We start from the raw sequence: 20,007 nt of genomic DNA, 5'->3' as shown, positions 1-20,007 counted from the left end.
GCATACGCATACGCTCAGCGTCGTGGTGGGCGCAGCAGCCCACCGCGACCACCGACGAAGGGATGCTCCCCAGTGGCTCTCGATCCGGTCGCGTACGCGCCGTACGCGGATCCCGACGACTTCATCCGCGAGGTGACCGACCTCATCTGGGTCGACCGCTCCATCAGCTTCATCCGCGAGAACTACGAACCGGACTCGATCGTCCACGGCGCCTACGGGACTTCCACCACACGGCAGGAGGTGATCGAGGGGACGCTGCAGCGCATCTCGGCGGACCCGGACCGGACCGGCCAGGCCGAGGACGTGGTGTGGGAGGCGCGGGGCCAGGACGCGTTCCTCAGCTCCCACCTCGTGCTGTCGGGGCACCTGCACACCTCCGCGCACAGCCGCACCATCGCCAACTGCCTCTACCGACGCGGCCGCATGGTCGAGGAGTGGGTCGTGCGCGACTCCCTCGCCGGCGCGCTGGACCTGGGGCTGGACCTCGACGAGCTCGCCCGGGCCCAGACCTTCCGCGGGTACACGGGTTCCTGGACCCAGCCCGCACCGGTCGACGTCGTCGCCGCGGGCGACTCCGGCCCCCGTCCGGACGAGCACCGCCCCGAGGTCGAACGCGTCCTGGAGATGATCCGGACGGTCTGGAACGACCGCGACCTGCAGAAGGTGGAGGCGTTCTTCGCACGCGACCTCGTCCTGCTGACCGTCGGCAACCAGGTCGTCATCCGTCCCGAGGGGTACCGCCGGGCCCTGCTGCGGTTCCTGAAGTGCTTCCCCGCGGGGCAGTTCGAGGTCCGCGACGTCCAGACCAACGACGACGTCCGCTACGCCGGGCTGCGGGTCGCGGTGACGTGGAAGTTCGTCGGCGACTACACCGGCGCCCCCACCTACGGTCCGCGCACGGGGAAACCCGTCGACGTGCTCGGGATCTCGCAGTTCACGTTCCACCGCGGCGCTCTCGTCAAGGAGGTGCGCCTGTACGACGACATCGCCCTGCGCACCCAGATCGCGGCCGCCCGCGGCGACGGCGACACCGTACCCGTCAACATCTACTGAGAATCCGCACTCCCTCTGGAGGAGGAACGCATGACCACCACCGAGCACGTGCGCCCGGAACTGAGCGACGTCACCGTCGGGGCCGCGGAGATCCAGCGCCGCACCGTCCGCAAGAGCGACTGGGTCCCCTGCAACGCGGCCTTCATCGACTGCCGCACGCCCGGCTCCGACCGCAAGGAAAACTACGCCTTCATCGGCGGCGGCGTCTCGCAGAACGCCTCCCAGTTCATCAACCTCACCGAGCCGCACGGTTTCAACACCGGGGCCGCGGGGATGCCGAACGGCATCTCCAACAACCTGCACCTGCACTTCACCGCGGAGGTGTTCGTCAACCTCGGCGGCGAGTTCCGCCTGCGCTGGGGCGTCGACGGGCAGCAGGGCGAGTACGTCAGCACCGACGGCGACGTCGTCTCGGTCCCGACCTGGATCTTCCGCGGGTTCACCAACGAGGGACCGGACGACGGGATCCTCTACACCGTGCTGGGCCGCGACGTGACCGGCGGGATCATCTGGGGTCCCTCGGTGCTGGAGGAGGCCGAGTCCCACGGCCTGCACCTGACGGCCGACAACCGGCTGATCGACACCGTCGCGGGCGACGCGCTGCCCGAGGGCGTCGCCCTGATCACCCCGATGAAGACGCGCTACATCGACGAGCTGACGTCCTACTCCGTCGAGGAGATGCGCCGTCGCGTCGTGCAGCCCGGCGACCGCGTCTACAGCCGCAACGCGTTGCTGTGCGCGACGTTGCCCGGCGGGGCGGCCGAACTGGCCCTGGTCATCGGGTACGGCATGACGCAGGACCGTCGCCAGACCCCGTCGATCACCGAACCGCACTCGTTCAACCTCGCCTGGGTCCGGGCCGTGGCGGAGGAGGGTCTGCTGCTGCACCGCCACGACCGCAACCAGGCCCTGCTGGTGAAGTCCGGTCGCTGGTCGGTGACCCTCAACGGCGATCCGGCCACGGCGGTGGAACTCGGCGTGGGCGACTCGTTCTCGGTCCCGCCGGGGGCCTGGCGCGCGTTCCGCTGCGTGCAGGAAGGCCCGGACGGCCCGGGTGAACTGCTGGTCATCAACTCCGGTGACGACCGCGTCTACCTGGAATGGGCTCCCGAGGTCGTCTACGCCGCCCGCCGCACCGACCGGATGATCGACCCCAACGGCTACCTCGCGCCGGTCGGCGTCATGGTCACCGCCACCGAGGACGACTGACCGCCCCGCTCAGCCGGGCCAGGCCCCGCCGGCCCCGTCGGCGTCGTGCGCGAGCAGGCGTTGACGGGCCAGCCGGGCGAGTTCGCGCGTGGCCGGCGACAGCGCGATCCCTTCACGCTGCACCAGGGCCACGACGTCGTGCAGGGGGGTTTCGAAACCCACCGTCCCGAGCCCCGGGGGGAACGCCGCGCTGTCCACCACGGCCCGGCTGACGAAGGTGTCGCCGATCCCCCGCGCCACGAGGCCGAGCGCCGCCTCGACGTGCTCGACCTCGATGAGGGGTTCCAGCCTGACGCCCTCCAGCCGTGCGCGGTCGGCGAGCTGCCGCCGCGTCGGGTCCCGCCAGCCGTGGTGGGCGTCGTAGAGGACCAGCGGCGCGGCGGCCAGGTCGGCCATCGTCACCGGCCGCCGCAGTCGGGCCGGGTCCGCGCTGACGTAGCGGACCTCGTCCCGCAGGACGGGGGTGACCGTCAGCCCGGCGTCGTCGACGGGCAGGACGACCAGACCCGCCTCGATCTCCCCCGCCGCCACGGCGGCCGCCACCGCCACCGAGTTCAGCCCCACCAGCCGCACCCGGACCGCGGGGTGGCGCCGGTGGAACTCCGCGACGAGGTCGGAGAGCAGGTAGTAGTCGGCGTTGCGCAGGACCCCGAAGGTGGCGACCCCGCCGCCCAGGCTGCGCAACGCCCGAACCGCGTCGCTCCCGGCGTCGGCCGCGGAGACGGACTGCTCCGCGAAGGGCAGGAGCTGCTCACCCGCGCCCGTGAGGACGAGCCGCCTCGGCCCACGCGTGAACAACGCGATCCCGTGCTCCTCCTCGAGCCGCCGGACGAGTTCGGAGGCCGAGGCGGAGGCGATCTCCAGGTCCACGGCCGCCGCGGTGAACGACCCCGTCCGGGCGGCCGCGAGGAAGGCCCGGAGCTGGTTCAGCGTCACGATCGACAGGGTAGTCCTGCGGGTACCGGAGGATCTCCGGGTCTTGTCCTGAGGGTTGCGCAGTTCCTAGCCTTCCCGCATGCAGTTCACCCCCGCCGTCCTCTCCGCCCTCGCCGGCCGGTTCTCGCCGGTGAAGGTTCCCGCCGTCCAGACCCCGCCCGCCCAGCGCGACCCCGCGGTCGCCGCGCGCGTGTCCGGGATGCTCGCCGACATCGAGGCGGGCGGGCTCGACGCCGTCCTGCGCTACGCCGCGGAACTCGACGGCTACGACGGCAGCGACGGCCGCGCCGTGGAACTCGACGCCGACACCATCGCCCGCAGCGGCGAGCGCCTGCCCCCCGAGCTGCGCGAGGCGATCGAACTCGGTGGTGAACGCACCCGGGCCTTCGCCGCGGCCCAGCGCGCGCACCTGAGCGACTTCTCCGTGGAGCTGACCCCGGGCCTGCTCGTGGGCCAGCGCTACGTGCCCGTGGGCCGGGTGGGGGCCTACCTGCCGGCCGGGCGGTTCCCGCTGACGGCGAGCGCGTTCATGACGGTGGGCGTGGCCAAGGTCGCCGGGGTTCCCTCCGTCGTGGCGTGCACCCCGCCGCAACCCCACGGCGGCGCCAACGACGCCGTGCTGTACGCCGCCGCGGTCTCCGGGGTCGACCGGGTGTTCGTCCTCGGCGGGGTGCAGGCCCTGGCCGCGATGGCCTTCGGCCTCGTCGGCGAGGGCCCCGTCGACATGCTCGTGGGAGCCGGCAACGCGTTCGTCGCGGAGGCCAAGCGCCAGCTGTTCGGCACCGTCGCGATCGACCTCCTCGCCGGTCCCTCGGAGGTCGCGGTGCTGGCCGACGACAGCGCCGACCCGGTCCTCGTGGCGGCCGACCTGCTCGGGCAGGCCGAGCACGGTCCGAACTCCCCCGCGGCGCTGGTGAGCACGTCGCGGGAACTCGCGCAGGCCGTCGTCACCGAGGTCGACCGGCAGCTCGGGGGGCTCGCGACGCGCGACATCGCCGGTGCCGCCTGGCGCGACCACGGCAGCGTGACCTGGGCCGCGGACCGCGAGACGGCCGCGACGCTCATGGACGACCTGGCCCCGGAACACCTCGAGGTGCTGACGTCCGAGGACGACTGGTACCACGACCGCCTGACGAACTACGGCTCGCTCTTCCTCGGGGAGTGGTCGACGGTCGCCTACTCCGACAAGGGCATGGCCGGGACCAACCACACGTTGCCGACGGCCGGCGGGGCCCGGCACAGTGCCGGGCTGTCCGTCGCGCGCTACCTGAAACCGCTGACGTACCAGCGGATCTCGCGCGAAGCCACGCCCGACCTCGCGACGGCGGTCCAGGTGATCTCCGACTCCGAAGGCATGGCCGCGCACAGCGCCACCGCCACCCTGCGCACCGCCCGCTGGCGGTGACGCGGTGCACGGAGCGCGCATGACCACCTCCGTGGTCCGGATCGCCTGCCACAGCTCCGCCCCCCGCATCGCCGACCTGGCCGCCAACACCCGGGACGCGCGGGCCGCCGTCCGCGGGGCCGTGGACGCCGGGGCCGACCTCGTCGTCCTGCCCGAACTCGTCACGTCCGGCTACGTGTTCGCCTCGCCCGAGGAGGCGGCGGGGGTGGCGATCACCCGCGACGACGAGGTGTTCGCCGGCTGGGCCGAGGAGGCCGCCCGCGGGGACGCGGTCGTCGTCGGGGGGTTCTGCGAACGCGGGGAGGACGGTCTGTACAACAGCGCCGCCGTCGTCGACGCGTCCGGTGTCCTGGCCGTGTACCGCAAGGTCCACCTGTGGGACGAGGAGAAGCGGTTCTTCCGGCCCGGCAACGCTCTGCCGCCCGTGCTGGCGACGCGGGTCGGCGCGATCGCCCCGCTGGTCTGCTACGACCTGGAGTTCCCCGAGTTCACCCGCGCCCTCGCGCTGGCCGGCGCGGAACTGCTGGCCGTCCCCACGAACTGGCCCCTCGTCCCGCGCCCGGCCGGTGAACGTCCGCCGGAGGTCGTCATCGCCATGGCCACGGCCCGGGTCAACCGGGTCGTCGTCGCGTGCTGCGACCGCACCGGGACCGAGCGGGGCCAGGAGTGGACGGCGGGAACGACGGTCGTGGGGGCCGACGGGTGGCCGGTGGCGTCGCGCGACCACGAGGGTCTGCTGCTCGTCGACGTCGACCTGGCGCCGACGCGCGACAAGCAGCTGACCCCTCGGGCCCACCTGTTCGACGACCGACGACCCGACGTCTATCCGGCGTGATCGTCTTCGACAGACCACGGTCCATGTCGTAAGAGGGACCTGCACCCCTGCCGACGTCGGAGCCGGGATGGTCGTGGGCCCCGTCGGGATCGAACCGACAACCCGCGGATTAAAAGTCCGCTGCTCTGCCAATTGAGCTAGAGGCCCCGGACCCCGGAAGGTCCGCGGCCATCATCGCAGACCTGCCCTCTCCCCCGCGACCGAGCACGCCCCGATGGCGACGTGCCCAGTCACGAGGGGACGGGTCAGGAGTCGAGGTTGGCCATCACGTGCTTGATGCGCGTGTAGTCCTCCATGCCGTACATCGAGAGGTCCTTGCCGTAGCCGGACTGCTTGAACCCGCCGTGCGGCATCTCGGCGACGAGCGGGATGTGGGTGTTGATCCACACGCAGCCGAAGTCGAGGGCCGCGGAGACGCGCATGGCGCGGCCGAAGTCCTTCGTCCACACGCTGGAGGCGAGGCCGTACTTGGTGCCGTTGGCCCAGCGGATCGCCTCGTCCTCGTCGGTGAAGCGCTGGACGGTGATGACAGGGCCGAAGATCTCGTTCTGCACGGCCTCGTCGTCCTGGGTCAGGCCGGACACGACGGTAGGGTCGTAGTAGAAACCGCGGGCGAGGTCGCCGACGGAACGCGCGCCACCGGCCCCGAGGACGGCGTGGTCGGGCAGGCGGTCGACGAACCCGGAGACGTGCGCCAGCTGGTTGGCGTTGTTCACGGGGCCGAGGGCGGCGTCGGCGTCGTCGGGCAGACCGACCTTGGTGTTCCTCGCCTGTTCCGACAGGGCGGCGACGAAGTCGTCGTGCAACCGCGGCGCGACGAGGACGCGGGTCGCGGCGGTGCAGTCCTGGCCGGCGTTGAAGTAGCCGGCGCCCGCGATCGCCTCGGCGGCCGCGGCGACGTCGGCGTCGTCGAACACAACGACGGGTGCCTTGCCGCCGAGTTCCAGGTGGACGCGCTTCACGTCCTTCGACGCCGACTCCGCGACCTGCATGCCCGCGCGGATGGAACCGGTGATGGCGACGAGCTGCGGGGTCGGGTGCTCGACGAGCGCGCGTCCCGTCCCGCGGTCACCGCAGACGACGTTGAGGACCCCCGGCGGGAGCACCTCGTTCGCGACCTGCGCCAGCAGCACCGACGACGCGGGCGTCGTGTCGGACGGCTTCAGGACGATGGTGTTCCCGGCGGCCAGGGCGGGGCCGATCTTCCAGATCGCCATCATCAGCGGGTAGTTCCACGGCGTCACCTGACCGACGACACCGATCGGTTCCCGGCGCACCCACGAGGTGTGACCCGCGAGGTACTCCCCCGCCGCCCGGCCCTCCAGGACCCGCGCGGCACCGGCGAAGAACCGCAACTGGTCCACCGCGGGCGGTAGTTCCTCGCTGCGGGTCAGCGCGATCGGCTTCCCGGTGTTCTCCACCTCGGCGGCGATGAACTCCTCGGCACGTTCCTCGATCGCGTCGGCGAGGTCCAGCAGGAACTTCTGCCGTTCCGAGGGGGTCGTGCGCCCCCAGGTGGAGAAGGCCTTCGACGCGGCCTGGTACGCCGCGTCGACGTCGGCGGCACCCGAGACGGGAGCCGTCGCGTAGGCCTGTCCGGTGGAGGGGTTCACGACCTCGCTGGTCGCACCGTCGAGCGCGTCCCGCGATTCACCGGCGATGACGTTCTGGAACTGCTTCACGACTGGACTTCTCCTTCGAGGTCGGCGGAACTGCTGCGGCCACGGACGATCGTCTCGCCCCGGAAGAACCCCGGGCGGGCCCGGTACTGGAAGAACATCACGACGACACCGAGAGCGAGCACCCCCACCCCGAGCAGGAACACCAGCCCGATGCCGAACACCTGCGACCCTGAACCGTAGTCGGGGTCCATCGAGTCGACCGCGGTCTGCACGAAGAACACCAGCAGCAGCACCCCACCGACCAGCGGCGCGAGGCAGCGGGACAGGAACGCCTTCACGTCACCGGCCCAGCTGCCGCGGAAGTACCAGACGCAGGCGAGCGCCGTGACGCCGTAGTAGAAGCAGACCATCATCCCCAGTGCGGAGATGGTGTCCCACAGGACGTCCTCGGACACGACACGCATCGCGGCGTAGAACGCCGAGGCGACGACGGCGGAGACGATCGTCGCGTACCCGGGCGACTGGAACGTGCGGCTGACCCGGGCGTAGGCCGGCGGCAGCGCGCCGTAGTGGCCCATGGCGAGCATCGTGCGGGCCGGGGAGATGAACGTCGACTGCAGCGACGCGGCCGAGGACGCGAGCACCGACAGCGACATCAGCACGGCCACGGGGCCCATGACGGGGCCGGCGAGAGCGGCGAAGATGTTCTCCTGGATGTCGGCGTTCCCCAGGCCGAGACCGTCGGATCCCGTCCCGGAGAACGACAGCACGGCGAGGGCGATCGTCAGGTAGAGCACGACGATCGCGGCGATGGTCGCGAGCGCCGCGCGTCCGGGGGTGCTGCGGGCGCCGGAGGTCTCCTCGTTCATGGTGAGGACGACGTCCCAGCCCCAGTAGATGAAGACCGACAGCGAGATCCCGGTGGCGAAGGCGGAGAACGACCCGACGCCGAGGGGGTTGAACCACTCCGGGTCGATCGCGAGACCGGCCGGCGCGGAACCGTCGACGACGTGGACGAACGCGGCGATCGCGAACCAGAGCAGCACGACCACCTGGAACGCGACGAGGACGTACTGGACGACCTTCGTCGCCTCGAGCCCGCGGTAGGAGATCCAGCACGCGAGCGCCATGAACACCAGGCAGGTGGCGACGTTGACGACGACGTTCGTCGAGAGGTCGGCGATCGAGTCCCGGCCGGTCACCTGGGAGAGCATCAGGTAGAAGAAGTCGACGGCGATGCCGGCGAGGTTGGACAGGACGAGCACGGTCGCGGCGAGGAGGCCCCAGCCGCCCATCCAGCCGATCCAGGGGCCGAAGGCTCGGGAACTCCAGGTGAACGTCGTCCCCGCGTCCGGCATGGCGCTGTTGAGGGCGCGGTAGCCGAGGGCGACGAGCAGCATGGGGACGAAGCCGACCAGGAAGATGGCGGGCAGGTGCTCGCCGACCGCGGAGGCGGTCGGACCGAGGGCGCCGGTCAGGGTGTAGGCGGGGGCGATGGTGGAGATGCCGATGACGACGGCACCGAGCAGCCCGACCCGGCCGTCACCGAGTCCCTTGGACTCGCTGACCTGTCGTTCCGGTGCGGCGGTCACGAGTCACCCCGGGGCACGACGACGACGGGGACGGGGACGTGGCGCAGGATCCGCGCCGCGGTGGGCCCGAGGAACGTCTGGCGGCCCTGGGCCAGGCGGGAGGAGCCCAGGAGCAGCAGACCTCCTGCGGCCCAGTCGATCGAGCCGACTGCTTCAGCCATCGTGCGTCCTCGCCCCATCTCCACGGTGACGTCCACCCCGCGGGAGCGGCTCGCGACGTCGTCGACCAGGTGCTGCACCGTGGCGACGGCCTCGCGGTCCGCGCCGGCGTTCTCGTCGAGTTCGACGAGGCTGACGACGTGCAACGGCAACCCGGTGCGGGCGGCCGCTTCCCACGCTTCCTCCAGGACGGTCGGTGCACCCTGGCGGGTGCCGACCGCGACGTAGAGCTGATCGATGCCCGCCGGGGGTTCCCGTCGGGGCACGAGCATCACGGGCAGCGGTGCGGAGTGCAAGAGGGCACGCGCCGCGGGGCCGACGCCGAACGGGATCGCTCCCCCGCCGGCGCCGACGACGACGGCGGACGCGCCGAACTCCGCGGCGGCGTCGAGCAACCCCTCCGGGACGGAGCCGGCGGTGCGGACGTGGGTGCGCAGCTCGACGTCGTCGGGCAGTTGCGCGACGGCCTCGGCCAGCCAGCTCTCGGCCTGTGCGGTGATGAGGCCGGTGACGTCCCCGACCGGCGGGTACGGACCGCCGAACGGGTCGTCGGTCTTGACGACGGAGACCACGTCGAGGGTGACGTCGAGGGAGCGGGCGAACACCGCGGCCCAGCTCAGCGCGTCCTGGCCGCGGTCACCGCCGTCGAAGGCGACGACGTAGGACGGGTGGGAGTACCGGAGGACCCGATCGACGGGGGTCACGACAGCGCTGCGGTGACGTCGGCCGCGGCGTCCCGTCCGCTGCGCAGGGCGCCGTCGACGTGCTGGTACCCCTCGGCGGCGAGGTCGGAGCAGGCCCAGTGGATCGGCCCGACGGGGCGGCGCTGGTCGGCGCCGTAGCGGGAGAGGCCGCCGAGGTCGAAGCTGGCGGCGTAGGCCCCGCGGGTCCACTCCTCGCTGCCCCAGTCGGACTCGAAGTAGACGTCGGGTTCCAGGGCGCGGTCGCCGAGGAACTCCGCGATGGAGGCGAGGATGCGCGCGCGGCGCTCGCCCTCGGTCAGGGCGTGCAGCTCGTCGGCCTTCTCGTCGGAGACGAACGCGACGAGGGTGCCGCGGTCGTCGCCGTGCAGGGTGTTGTCGTAGACCTCCTGGACCAGCGTGGAGGTGCCGAACGCGGTGCCGGACAGGCCGTCCGCGCGCCAGAACGGCGTGGGGTAGACGGCGTGGACCTTGATGACGAGCCCCATGGAGAGGTGCTGGTGCATCTGGTGCTGGCGGCGCGGCAGCGGCGGGTCGTAGCTGATGCGGGAGAACAGCGGCGGCGGGACGGCGACGACGACGCGGCGGGCGCGCACCGTGACCCGGTCGGACTCGACGACGACGCCGGCGTCGGAGTGGCGGATCGTGCGGACCGGCGTCGAGAGGTGCACCCGGTCGCCGAGGTCGGCGGCGAGGCGTTCGGAGACCGACTGCATCCCGCCGACGACGCGCTCGTCGAGGATGAAGGACTCGTCGGTGAGGTTGGTGAACGAGCCGGCCGAGGCGGCCATCAGCACGGCCTGCAGCGTCGAGAACGCGTGGGCCGGTTTCGTCAGCATGGCCCCGGCGATGAACAGCGCGACGGCGGTCCGGGCCTCCTCGTCGTCGGACTGCTGGTGCAGCCAGTGCTCGAAGGAGACGGTGTCGAGTTCCCGGGCGCGGGGGTGGGCCCACGGTGCGTGCGCCCCGACGGAGGCGGCGAGGTCGTCCATCAGCTCGGTGAGGCGGTGGATCTCCTTGGCCGTGGCGTCGGAGACGGGGAACGTGTCGCCGCGGTAGCGGGAGCGGACGCCGTCGGCGCCGATGAAGACGTTCTCCCCGTCGCGGTAGCGCGAGTAGGTGTCCATGCCGAGTTCGGCGAGGAGGCCGAGGAGTTCGGTCTGGTCCGGGGAGACCCACTGGCCGCCGATCTCGAGGGTGGCGCCCTCGACCTCGTCGGTCCAGGTGCGCCCGCCCACGCGGTCCCGCGCTTCCAGGACGACGACGTCGAAGCCGGCGCGGGTGAGGTGGCGCGCGGTGTTGAGGCCGGCGGGGCCGGCGCCCACGACCACGACGTCGGCGATCGGTTCGGGGGGTGTTGCGGACTCCACGGGTCCTCCTGAGGTCGTCGTCGGCCAGGCACCACCTAAAGTGATTGGGCTTCATTAATGACCTGCGGAACGGTGCTGTCAAGGGTTGCGGAAGGATTCGAGTGCGTCAGGATGACCCGGTGATCGTCCCACCCCGCCGTCCCCGCGGCCGGCCCAGCAACCCGCTGCTGACCGTCGACGGCATCACCACCGCCGCCGTCGCGCTGCTCGAGGAACGGGGGCAGGACGGGCTGACGATGGCGGCGCTGGCCCGCAGGCTCGGTGTGGCGCCCTCCGCGCTCTACAACCACGTCACCGACAAGCAGGACGTGCTGCGCGCGGTGCAGGACCACGTGAACGCCCGCATCGACTGCTCGGCCTTCGAGACGCTGCCCTGGGACGGGGCGCTCGCCGCGTGGGCCCGGTCCTACCGCGACGCCTACGCCCGACACCCCGCCCTCGTGCCCGTCATCGCGATCACCCCGGTCCGCAGCGCCCCGCACACCGTCGCCATGTACGAACGCGTCACGGCCGGGCTGCTCGCGGGCGGCTGGCCCGAGCACCTGCTGACCGACGTCGTCGTCGCCGTCGAGTCCTTCGTCCTCGGCTCCGCGCTGGACACCCAGGCGCCGGCGGACATCTTCGACCCCGGCGACCTCGAGGACTCGGCCCCGGTGTTCACCGCCGCCACCCGTGCCCGGCCCGGCGGTGACACCGCCCTCGCCGCCTTCGACCTCGGCCTCGGCGCCCTCCTCGCGGGCCTGCGCGCCCTCCTCCCCGCACGTCGAGGAGGATGAGGGGACTCACCGAGGAGAACAGGAACCGCCATGGCCCTGCCGCCGTACCCGGCCAGCCCCTTCCCCCTGCAGCGCACCGCGATCGTCACCGGCGCGGCCTCCCCGCGCGGGATCGGCCGGGCCACCGCCGGCCGGCTGGCCTCCCGCGGGTGGTCGGTGGCGGTCCTGGACCTCGACCCGACCGCCAGCTCCGCCGTCGCCGCGGAGCTGCAGGAACTCCACGGCGTCCCCTGCCTGGGCCTGGGGGTGGACATCAGCGACCGGCCGAGCGTGCGGGACGCCGTCGCGACGGTGGTCGCCGAACTCCCGCAGCTCGTCGCGCTGGTCAACAACGCGGGCGTGAGTTCACCGGTCCCGTTCCTCGAGGTCACCGACGAGGAGTGGCGACGGGTCGTCGACGTGAACCTGCACGGCACGTTCCACGTCACCCAGGAGGCCGCGCGGGTGATGGTCGCCCACCGCCTCGGACGGATCGTCAACGTGTCCTCCGCCTCGGCCCAGCGCGGCGGCGGGGTGTACGGCCGGGCCGCCTACTCCGCCTCCAAGGCCGCTCTGCTGGGTCTGGCCCGGACCCTGGCCCGCGAGCTCGGGCCCTACGGGGTGACGGCGAACTCGGTCTCGCCCGGCTCCATCGACACCGACATCATGGGCGGCCCGCTCACCGACGAGCGCAAGGAGTTCCTGCTGCGGGAGCTGCCGGTGGGACGCATCGGTACGGTGCAGGACGTGGCGGCGGTCATCGCGTTCCTGCTCAGCGAGGACGCGGGGTACCTGACCGGCGTCACGTACGACGTCAACGGCGGATCGCACATCGCCTGAGCACGACCGATCGAGGAGTGACGACGTGAGAGCCGTGACCGTGCACGCCCCGGGTGACCTGCGGGTCGAGGAGTTCCCGACCCCCGAACCGGCCCGCGGCGAGGTCCTCGTCCGCATCGTCTACGGCGGGATCTGCGGGTCGGACCTGCACTACGCCCAGGACGCCCGGAACGGGAACTACCGCGTCCTGGAACCCCTCGTCCTGGGACACGAGGTCGTCGGTGTCGTCTCGGACGTCGGGGCGGACACCCCCGCAGCGCCACCGGTCGGGACCCGCGTCGCGATCCACCCCGCGACGCCCTCGGCACCCGCCGGCGCGACCGGAGCGACCGGCCTGCACCTGCAGCACGGCGGGACGTACCTGGGCAGCGCGTCGACGCAGCCCCACACGCAGGGCGGTTTCGTCGAACTGCTCCGCGTGGGCGTCGACCGGTTGCGGGTCCTCCCCGACGGTCTGCCGCTGCGCCGGGCCGTGCTGGCCGAACCGCTGGCCGTCGCCCTGCACGGCGTCTCCCGCCTCGGGGACCGGGTCCGCGGCGCGCGGGTGCTGGTCAGCGGGGCCGGGCCCATCGGCGCCCTCGCGGTCGCGGCCCTGCGCCACGCCGGTGCCGAGCACGTCACGGCCGCCGACCTGCAGGAACTCCCGTTGCGGGTCGCCTCCGCCGTCGGCGCCGACGCGACGGTGAACCTCTCGACCGGCGGGCTCCCCGAGGCGGAGTTCGACGTCGTCGTCGAGGCGGCCGGTGTCGTCCCCTCCCTCGTCGCGGCGATCCGGGCCGTCCGGCCGGGCGGCGCGATCCTGCAACTGGGCATCCTGCCGGCCGGGCCGCAGCCGATCCCCGTGTCCGAACTCGTCGGCAAGGAGGTCGCGTTGTTCGGGACCCAACGCTTCGACGTCGAGCTCGACGCCGCCGTGGCCCTCCTCGCCGCCGAACCCGGGTTGGCGGCCGTCGTCACCGACGTGTACGAGATCGACGACGCGGCAGCCGCATTCGCCCGGGCGGCGGACTCCGCGCAGTCGTCGAAGACCGTCCTGGCCGTCAGCCCCGACCCGGACGCGTGAGCAGCGCCGCGGTTCTCGGGCTCGGCCCGATGGGGCGCCCGATCGCCGGGCACCTCCTGGACCACGGGGTCGACCTCCGGGTCTGGAACCGCACGGCGTCCGTCGCCGCCGCGTTCGGCGACCGCGCCGTCGGGAGACCGTCCGAGGTCCGCGCCGAGGTCGTGTTCTCCGCCCTGCCCGACGTCGACCAGTTCGACGACGTCGCCCCCGACGACGTGGTGCGCACCTGGGCCGGGCACGGCACCCGCCACGTCGTGGTGCTCAGCACCACCTCGCGCGACAAGGTCACCGCTCTCCAGGACCGGTTGCAGGGGCACGGGATCGCCCTCGTCGACGCTCCGATGAGCGGTGGCGACGCGGGCGCCCGGGCGGGAACCCTCAGCCTGATGGTCGGCGGCAGCCCCGAGTCGTTCGCCACCGTGGAACCCCTGCTGCGCAGCTTCGCGACCACGGTGGAGCACCTCGGACCGGTCGGGACCGGAACCGCCGCGAAGCTCGCGAACCAGGTCGTCGTCGCGGCCACCGTCGCCGCCGTCGCCGAGGCCCTCGACCTCGCCCGGCGCGCCGGGGTCGACGGGGAGCAGTTGTTGCGGGTGCTGCGCGGCGGTCTCGCCGGGGGCGTGTTCCTGGACAGCAAGGCCGACCGGATGCTGACCGGCGACCACAGCCTCGGCGGCAGCATCGACAACCAGGTCAAGGACCTGCGCTACGCCGCGGAACTGGCGGACCAGACCGGAGCCCCGCTGCGTCAGGCCCGCCGCACCGCGGAACTCTTCGTCGAGGCCGTGGAACGCGGTCTGGGTGGTCTCGACCACACGGCCGTCCACCGCGTCGTCTCCGCCGACCGGCCACCGGGCGACACGGGCGGGTGAACGCCCCTCGGTCGAGTTCCGCGGTCGAGGGTCGAGGGTCGCGGCGCGCCCCGGTGCGGGCGAGCACGCCCACGATGAGCGACAGGTGCTGCGCTGCAGTGACGCGCGGACGAGAACAGGTTCCGGCTCACGCCCCCGTCCTGTCCCGGGGGACCCGGGGGCAGACGACGAGACGACTCAGGACTCCGGACGCTCCGGCGCGTCGCGCGGGTCGACCTGCTCCATGATCACCACGGCTCCCGCGTCGCCCTCGCCCTGCAGCGAGCTGACGGTCACCTGCACCGTCACCGGGCGCCCCCGCCGGTTGACCGAGGGCACGAGCAACGTCGAGGACACACCGTCGGCGACGGCAGCCCGGACGGCCGGTCCGATGCGTTCCAGCGGGAGGCCGATGTCGAGGGTCAGCAGGTGCGCTCCCACGACCTCGTCGCTGCGCACCCCCCAGAGGTCCGCGGCCCAGGAGTTCCAGATCCGCACGCCCAGGTCCGCACCCACCACGGCCACCCCGACCTGCAGACTGGCGAAGACGCTCTCCATGTAGGAGTTCAGGGCGTCGACCTCGTCGGTCCGGTCGCGCAGCTGGGTGTTGAAGATCTGCAGCTCGTCGTTCATCGACTGCAGCTCCTCGTTCATCGTCTCGAGTTCCTCGTTGGTCGAGTGCAGTTCCTCGTTCGTCGTCTCGAGCTCCTCGACGGTCGACTGCAGCTCCTCGTTCGTCGTCTCGAGTTCCTCGTTGGTCGACTGCAGTTCCTCGTAGGCGGTCTCGAGCTGGCGGTGCGTGGCCTCCAGCTCGACCTGCAGCCGGTGGGTCCGGGTCACCTCCACGAAGCTCACCGCGGTACCCAGCGTGGCCCCCTGGGGGCCGACCAGCGGAACGACCTGGACGTCGACCCACTGGACGTCCTGGCGGGCGCGTGACCACTCCACGTCCCGGATCCAGACCGTCCGCCGGTGCGCGTGCGCCTCCTCCACCGCCGACCGCAGCTCCAGCGGGCGGTAGGAGACCTCCAGGTCCTGGAACGGGCGGCCGACGTCGGCGGCGGACAACCCGAACGAGAGGTCGGCACGCTGGTTGGAGGTCACGACGCGACCGTCGGCGTCCAGCACCAGCTGGGCCACCGGACTCGCGGCGAGCGCCGCCGAACGCAGCACGTCGTGGTCGGAGGCCTGGTCCCCACGCTCGCGCAGCGACGTCCGGCTCCCGGCCTCGCGCAGACCTTCCACCCGGCGGAACAGCCGGTTCTTCAGGTCCGCGGGTTTGAACAGGGCCGAGTGACCCAGGAGCATCTCCGCCTTGCCGAGGAACAGGATCCCGTGGGGTCGCAGGGCGTAGTGCAGACGTCCCGCGATGTGCGCCTGGGTCTCCGCGGTCAGGTACATCAGGGTGTTGCGGCACACCAGGAGGTCCAGGTGCGAGATCGGCGCGTCCTGGACGAGGTCGGCCCGGCCGAAGATGACCGAGCGCCGCAGGTCCTGCCGGAACGTGAACTGACCGCCGCGTCGCTCGAAGTACCGGGCGAGGAGTTCCTCGGGGATCCCCTCGACCTCGCGTTCGGAGTAGGTGGCCGTCCGGGCCTGCGCCAGCGCCGCCTCGTCGGCGTCGGTGGCGTAGATCTTCACCCGGCTCCGGAACTCGTCCGGGCCCAGCAGTTCCGCGAGGACCATCGCGACGGTGTACGCCTCCTGGCCCGAGGCGCACCCGGCGCTCCAGACCCGCAACGTCCCCTCGGGTCGCCGGGTGAGGACCTCCGGGAGCAGGACGTCGCGCAGCACCGCCCACGCCTCGGGATCGCGGAAGAACGACGTGACGTTGATGAGGATCGTGTCGAACAGGGCCGCGAACTCCTCGGCCTCCACCTCGAGGACGTCGCGGTACTCGGCGAAGGAGGCGACCCCGACGTCGCTCATGCGGCGGCGCACCCGGCGCAGCAGGCTCGCCCGTTTGTACCCCGTCAGGTCCAGCCCGCGGACGGAGCGCAGGTGTTGCAGGAAGTCCTCGAACTCCGCGCCCTCCTGGACGCCCGCCGCTCCCTCCTCGGTGCTCATCCGGCCACCCCGCTCCGCTCGTCCGGCTCACCCGGTGGCGGGGTCGTGGTGTCGCCCCGTTCCCGCCCCACCAGCAGGTGGCGGATGAGGTGCGCGGCCTCGGCGGTCTCCGCAGCGCGTTCGTCGAAGCGCGTCGCGCTGATGCGGCGACCCGACTCCTCGGCGCGCCGGCCGAGTTCGCGGTTCAGCGCGGAACGCTCCTCGAGACTGCGCAGAGCCATCCACAACGCGCGGTCGAGGGCGGCCGACTGCTCCTGCAACAGGCTCTCGGCCGACCAGGCGTGCCCCACCCGGCACCGGAACCGCAGGAACCCGTGGTCCTCGATGCGCCAGAGCACCCCGGCGCAGTCGGGGCAGGAGAAACCGGACGGCGTTCCGGGGTGGTCGTCAGCGGCCATGACCCCGAGGTCGAAACCCGCTTCGGCGATCTCCGCGTCGAGTTCGGCGCCGGTCCCCACCGGCGCCTCCGGCGCCGTCTCGCGCACCAGCTTCCCGAGCAGGGCCGGGATCTCCGCCAACGGCAGGACGTGTTCGGGGTCCGCGGCGGCGATCGCGTTCAGCGGCATCGCCGCGTAGAGGGCGTCCGAGGGTTCCTGCACGACCCCGATCCCGCCGCGGGCCCGGAGGGCGACGAGGCCGGCGGAACCGTCGTCCAGCGTTCCCGAGAGGACGACCCCGATCGCACGCGGTCCCACGGCCTTTGCGGCAGAACGGAAGAGGGTGTCGATCGAGGGACGGTGACCGTTCTCGTGCGGCCCCGCGGAGAGCGCGACGTGGTCGTCGGTGAGCATCAGGTGCCGGTCGGGGGTGGCGACGAGCACCGTGGACCGCGGCAGGGCCTCTCCCGGGACCGCAGAGCGGACGGGAAGCGGCGTGCACCGGTCCAGGATGGCCGCGAGCGCCCCGGTCCCGCTCGCCGACACGTGCAGCACGACGAGCACCGTCGCAGGGAAGTCGGCCGGTAGACCGGCGACGAACTCGCGCAACGACTCCACCCCGCCGGCACTGGCACCGACGAGCACGACGTCCCGGGTGCTCACCTCGCGAGCCTAGCCGTGACGACGGGTCACACCCCGCCGGCGTCGTCGAGCAGGGGGTCCCACCGGCCCTGAACGACGGCCTCGGCGAGTTCGTGGACCGTTCGGCCGGTGACGAAGGCGACGGCCTGCAACCGGCTCACGATTTCGTCGACCTGAACCCCGTGCCGTTGCCGGAGGACCCCGAGAGCCGTCGACACGGTGTCGGGACGCAGGTACGGGACCGTCTCCCCGGCCGCCGACGACCCGCTCGCGGTGGGCGGGGCCGTGCGCGTCAGCAGCAACGCCAGCAGGAGGTCGGCGAGGCGGGTGAGGACGAACTCGTCCTGGCGGTCGAAGGCCCGCGGCAGGTCGCGGGCGACGGTCAGGACCCCCACCGTGCCCGTTCCGGGGGAGGCGACGGGCAGCGCCGCGAGGGACCGGAAGGACGCCCACCGCCCGAGACCCGCGAGGTAGGGCCAGCGCCCGCGCTGCGAGGCGAGATCGGCGACGAGCACGGGGCGTCCGGTCCGGAGCGCCTCGACCTCAGGTCCCTCCTGGACCGAGTGCTGCTGGTCGACGAACAGGACGAGCCCCGGGTCGGAGCCCGCCAGCGGAGCGACCGGCACGCCGGCCGAGACCAGGCTGACGGCGGCACGGTCGAAGGGCACGACGCGGGCGGTCTCGAGGCACAACGCGAGCTCGGGCGAGGTCTCCGAGAGCCGCGGCGGCCGCGGGTCGTCACCGGGCGAGGGGCGACCGCCCAGACGTCCGGCCAGCTGCCGGTTGGCCCACCGCAGCCGCTCGTCGGTCCGTCGGGCTCGGGCCATCACCTGGGCCGCCTGGCCCAGCACCTCGCGGGAGGACGCGGCGCTCATGGGTCCATCGTGGCGGCTGCGGGCCGGTCCCGCACCGTCGAGACGGGAGGATCGTGCGGTGACCGCTCAAGGCTTCCTGCTGCTGCTCGAACTCGTCGGGGTCTTCGCCTTCGCCCTCGACGGTGCGTTGTCCGCCATGCGGGCCGCCCACCTCGACCTGTTCGGGGTCGTGACCCTGGGCATCGTGACGGCGCTGGGGGGCGGGATCCTGCGGGACCTGCTGCTCGGGGAACTCCCGCCCGCCACGTTCCGCACCTGGTACTACCTGACGACCGCGACGGTCGGCGCTCTCGTGGCCTTCTGGGGACACCGCCTCGTGGGCCGCATGTCCCGCCCCATCCTGGTCTTCGACACGATCGGGCTGTCCCTGTTCGCCGTGACCGGCGCGCAGCTCGCCGTGCACTCGGGACTCGGGGCGGGCCAGGCCATCCTCCTGGGGGGGCTGACCGGCGTGGGTGGCGGCACCCTGCGCGACGTCCTGGTCCTGAAGGTCCCGACCATCCTCACGGGCGGCCTCTACGCGGTCCCGGCGCTGGTGGGTTCGTCCGTGGCCGTCGTGGGTCCCCTGGTCGGTCTGGAGTCGGGGGTGGCCGCCTTCGCCGGGGGTGTCGTCTGCGCCGGGCTGCGCGTCGGTGGGGTGCTGGGCGGGTGGCGGGCCCCCAACGCACCCCGGTCCGCACGCGACGCCTCCGGGGAGTGACCCGCCACCCTGGTCACGGCGAGCCCGTCACGGCGTCGGCATGCCGCCGTTGACGTTGATCACCGCACCCACGACGTAGCTGGACTCCGCGGAGGCCAGGAACACGTACGCGGGGGCGACCTCGGCGGGCTGACCCGCGCGACCGAGCGGCGTCGACGTGCCGAACTCCGGCATCGCGTCGTCCGGCTGCCCGCCCGCGATCTGCAGCGGCGTCCAGACCGGGCCCGGTGCGACCACGTTGACGCGGATGCCCTTGGGGGCGAGCTGCTGGGCCAGGGCCTGCGACATGGCGATGATCCCCGACTTGGTCGTCGCGTAGTCGACGAGGTTCGGGGAGGGCTGGTAACCCTGCACCGAGGCGGTGTTGATGATCGTGGACCCCGGCGGCAGGTGCGGGACGGCCTCCTGCACGATCCAGAAGAGCGAGTTCAAGTTCGTGCGCATCGTCTCCTCGAACTGCTGCGACGTGAGGTCGGCGATCTCCTCGACGTGCTGCTGCTTGCCGGCGACGTTGGCGACGAGGTCGATGCCACCCAGCTCTCGCACCGTCGTGGCGACGAGGCCACGGGCGAACTGCTCGTCGACCAGGTCGCCAGGGGCCAGCACGGCCTTGCGCCCGGCCTCGGTCACGAGTTTCGCGACCTCCTCGGCGTCGACCTGCTCCTCCGGCAGGTAGCTGAGGACGACGTCGGCACCCTCCCGGGCGAAGGCGATCGCCGCGGCCCGCCCGATGCCGGAGTCCGCCCCGGTCACCAGGGCCTTGCGACCCGACAGCCGACCGGTCCCCCGGTACGTCGACTCCCCGTGGTCGGGTTTCGGGGACTGCTCGGCGGCGAGTCCCGGGCCGTCCTGCGGCTGGGGGTCGAAACCGCCCTGGTGGTAACGGGTCACGGGGTCGCTGAAGGTGTACTGGTCGGTCATGGGTTCCACGGTAGGCAGGACGGAGGAACCCCGC

18 protein-coding genes and 1 tRNA gene are annotated in these 20,007 nt (G+C 72.5%); 9 read left to right on the top strand and 10 right to left on the bottom strand.

The genetic code is table 11. From position 1 onward, the window contains the following. Window positions 1-72 precede the first annotated feature (72 nt). Both SJY07_RS17760 and SJY07_RS17755 read left to right on the top strand, forming a co-directional pair. A complete protein-coding gene (locus SJY07_RS17760; RefSeq protein ID WP_380160894.1) occupies window positions 73-1,053 on the top strand; it encodes an ester cyclase in 981 nt (326 codons plus the stop codon). Between the two features lie 30 nt (window positions 1,054-1,083). Beyond that, a complete protein-coding gene (locus SJY07_RS17755) occupies window positions 1,084-2,262 on the top strand; it encodes a cupin domain-containing protein (RefSeq protein WP_380160892.1) in 1,179 nt (392 codons plus the stop codon). Between the two features lie 9 nt (window positions 2,263-2,271). On the opposite strand, the gene SJY07_RS17750 is transcribed toward SJY07_RS17755, so the two are convergent. Continuing rightward, window positions 2,272-3,198, bottom strand: coding sequence for a LysR family transcriptional regulator (locus SJY07_RS17750; RefSeq protein ID WP_380160890.1), 927 nt, complete (start codon window positions 3,196-3,198; stop codon window positions 2,272-2,274). 79 nt (window positions 3,199-3,277) lie between these two features. On the opposite strand from SJY07_RS17750, the gene hisD reads away from it, so the two are divergent. Continuing rightward, window positions 3,278-4,603, top strand: coding sequence for a histidinol dehydrogenase (gene hisD / locus SJY07_RS17745; RefSeq protein WP_380160889.1), 1,326 nt, complete (start codon window positions 3,278-3,280; stop codon window positions 4,601-4,603). A gap of 19 nt (window positions 4,604-4,622) precedes the next feature. Next, window positions 4,623-5,438: a nitrilase-related carbon-nitrogen hydrolase gene (locus SJY07_RS17740; RefSeq protein ID WP_380160888.1), complete on the top strand. Its 816-nt coding sequence runs from the start codon at window positions 4,623-4,625 to the stop codon at window positions 5,436-5,438. 74 nt (window positions 5,439-5,512) lie between these two features. Here the strand turns inward: SJY07_RS17740 and SJY07_RS17735 are convergent. From SJY07_RS17735 to SJY07_RS17715, 5 genes are all read right to left on the bottom strand, one after another. After that, window positions 5,513-5,585 (bottom strand) — tRNA-Lys (locus SJY07_RS17735). Between the two features lie 98 nt (window positions 5,586-5,683). Beyond that, a complete protein-coding gene (locus tag SJY07_RS17730; protein ID WP_380162398.1) occupies window positions 5,684-7,099 on the bottom strand; it encodes a gamma-aminobutyraldehyde dehydrogenase in 1,416 nt (471 codons plus the stop codon). A gap of 17 nt (window positions 7,100-7,116) precedes the next feature. Further along, window positions 7,117-8,652 carry an APC family permease gene (locus tag SJY07_RS17725; protein ID WP_380160886.1) on the bottom strand — a complete coding sequence of 512 codons (1,536 nt, stop codon included), beginning with the start codon at window positions 8,650-8,652 and terminating at the stop codon, window positions 7,117-7,119. Next, window positions 8,649-9,515 carry a universal stress protein gene (locus SJY07_RS17720; RefSeq protein ID WP_380160884.1) on the bottom strand — a complete coding sequence of 289 codons (867 nt, stop codon included), beginning with the start codon at window positions 9,513-9,515 and terminating at the stop codon, window positions 8,649-8,651. Before SJY07_RS17720 ends, SJY07_RS17725 begins: the two co-directional genes overlap by 4 nt. Then, window positions 9,512-10,882, bottom strand: a complete 1,371-nt coding sequence (locus tag SJY07_RS17715; RefSeq protein WP_380160882.1) for a flavin monoamine oxidase family protein — start codon at window positions 10,880-10,882, stop codon at window positions 9,512-9,514. The genes SJY07_RS17720 and SJY07_RS17715 overlap by 4 nt, the downstream gene beginning before the upstream one ends. A gap of 119 nt (window positions 10,883-11,001) precedes the next feature. On the opposite strand from SJY07_RS17715, the gene SJY07_RS17710 reads away from it, so the two are divergent. Genes SJY07_RS17710 through SJY07_RS17695 form a run of 4 tightly spaced genes read left to right on the top strand, consistent with a single transcriptional unit; the run spans window position 11,002 to window position 14,412 of the window. Then, window positions 11,002-11,658 carry a TetR/AcrR family transcriptional regulator gene (locus tag SJY07_RS17710; protein WP_328292909.1) on the top strand — a complete coding sequence of 219 codons (657 nt, stop codon included), beginning with the start codon at window positions 11,002-11,004 and terminating at the stop codon, window positions 11,656-11,658. 30 nt (window positions 11,659-11,688) lie between these two features. Further along, window positions 11,689-12,477: an SDR family NAD(P)-dependent oxidoreductase gene (locus tag SJY07_RS17705; RefSeq protein ID WP_328292910.1), complete on the top strand. Its 789-nt coding sequence runs from the start codon at window positions 11,689-11,691 to the stop codon at window positions 12,475-12,477. A 25-nt stretch (window positions 12,478-12,502) separates the two neighbouring features. Beyond that, a complete protein-coding gene (locus SJY07_RS17700; RefSeq protein WP_380160879.1) occupies window positions 12,503-13,540 on the top strand; it encodes an alcohol dehydrogenase catalytic domain-containing protein in 1,038 nt (345 codons plus the stop codon). Beyond that, a complete protein-coding gene (locus SJY07_RS17695; RefSeq protein ID WP_380160877.1) occupies window positions 13,537-14,412 on the top strand; it encodes an NAD(P)-dependent oxidoreductase in 876 nt (291 codons plus the stop codon). Before SJY07_RS17700 ends, SJY07_RS17695 begins: the two co-directional genes overlap by 4 nt. Window positions 14,413-14,589: 177 nt before the next feature. Here the strand turns inward: SJY07_RS17695 and SJY07_RS17690 are convergent, their stop codons facing one another. Genes SJY07_RS17690 through SJY07_RS17680 form a run of 3 tightly spaced genes read right to left on the bottom strand, consistent with a single transcriptional unit; the run spans window position 14,590 to window position 18,352 of the window. Further along, complete coding sequence (locus SJY07_RS17690; protein WP_380160875.1) at window positions 14,590-16,458, bottom strand: CheR family methyltransferase; 1,869 nt, start codon at window positions 16,456-16,458, stop codon at window positions 14,590-14,592. Further along, complete coding sequence (locus SJY07_RS17685) at window positions 16,455-17,498, bottom strand: chemotaxis protein CheB (RefSeq protein ID WP_328292914.1); 1,044 nt, start codon at window positions 17,496-17,498, stop codon at window positions 16,455-16,457. The genes SJY07_RS17690 and SJY07_RS17685 overlap by 4 nt, the downstream gene beginning before the upstream one ends. A gap of 26 nt (window positions 17,499-17,524) precedes the next feature. After that, window positions 17,525-18,352 carry a GAF and ANTAR domain-containing protein gene (locus SJY07_RS17680; protein WP_380160873.1) on the bottom strand — a complete coding sequence of 276 codons (828 nt, stop codon included), beginning with the start codon at window positions 18,350-18,352 and terminating at the stop codon, window positions 17,525-17,527. Between the two features lie 58 nt (window positions 18,353-18,410). On the opposite strand from SJY07_RS17680, the gene SJY07_RS17675 reads away from it, so the two are divergent. Beyond that, the gene (locus tag SJY07_RS17675) at window positions 18,411-19,052 is read left to right on the top strand and encodes a trimeric intracellular cation channel family protein (RefSeq protein WP_380160871.1); all 642 of its coding nucleotides are present in this window, start codon (window positions 18,411-18,413) and stop codon (window positions 19,050-19,052) included. A gap of 27 nt (window positions 19,053-19,079) precedes the next feature. On the opposite strand, the gene SJY07_RS17670 is transcribed toward SJY07_RS17675, so the two are convergent. Beyond that, on the bottom strand, window positions 19,080-19,973 hold the full coding sequence (locus SJY07_RS17670) for an SDR family oxidoreductase (protein WP_380160869.1): 894 nt from the start codon (window positions 19,971-19,973) through the stop codon (window positions 19,080-19,082). Window positions 19,974-20,007 lie beyond the last annotated feature (34 nt).

The organism is Kineococcus sp. R86509 (genome assembly GCF_042466365.1).
Classification (GTDB): domain Bacteria; phylum Actinomycetota; class Actinomycetes; order Actinomycetales; family Kineococcaceae; genus Kineococcus.
Note: the sequence above shows the minus strand (reverse complement) of the source record. Positions and strands in the feature narration are given on the sequence as shown.

What these genes read in the sequence shown, in the direction of transcription:
- SJY07_RS17690 (WP_380160875.1), bottom strand. Translation starts at nt 16,458, where the DNA reads ATGAGCACCGAGGAGGGAGCGGCGGGCGTCCAGGAGGGCGCGGAGTTC.
- SJY07_RS17670 (WP_380160869.1), bottom strand. Translation starts at nt 19,973, where the DNA reads ATGACCGACCAGTACACCTTCAGCGACCCCGTGACCCGTTACCACCAG.
- SJY07_RS17755 (WP_380160892.1), top strand. Translation starts at nt 1,084, where the DNA reads ATGACCACCACCGAGCACGTGCGCCCGGAACTGAGCGACGTCACCGTC.
- SJY07_RS17680 (WP_380160873.1), bottom strand. Translation starts at nt 18,352, where the DNA reads ATGAGCGCCGCGTCCTCCCGCGAGGTGCTGGGCCAGGCGGCCCAGGTG.
- SJY07_RS17705 (WP_328292910.1), top strand. Translation starts at nt 11,689, where the DNA reads ATGGCCCTGCCGCCGTACCCGGCCAGCCCCTTCCCCCTGCAGCGCACC.
- hisD (WP_380160889.1), top strand. Translation starts at nt 3,278, where the DNA reads ATGCAGTTCACCCCCGCCGTCCTCTCCGCCCTCGCCGGCCGGTTCTCG.
- SJY07_RS17740 (WP_380160888.1), top strand. Translation starts at nt 4,623, where the DNA reads ATGACCACCTCCGTGGTCCGGATCGCCTGCCACAGCTCCGCCCCCCGC.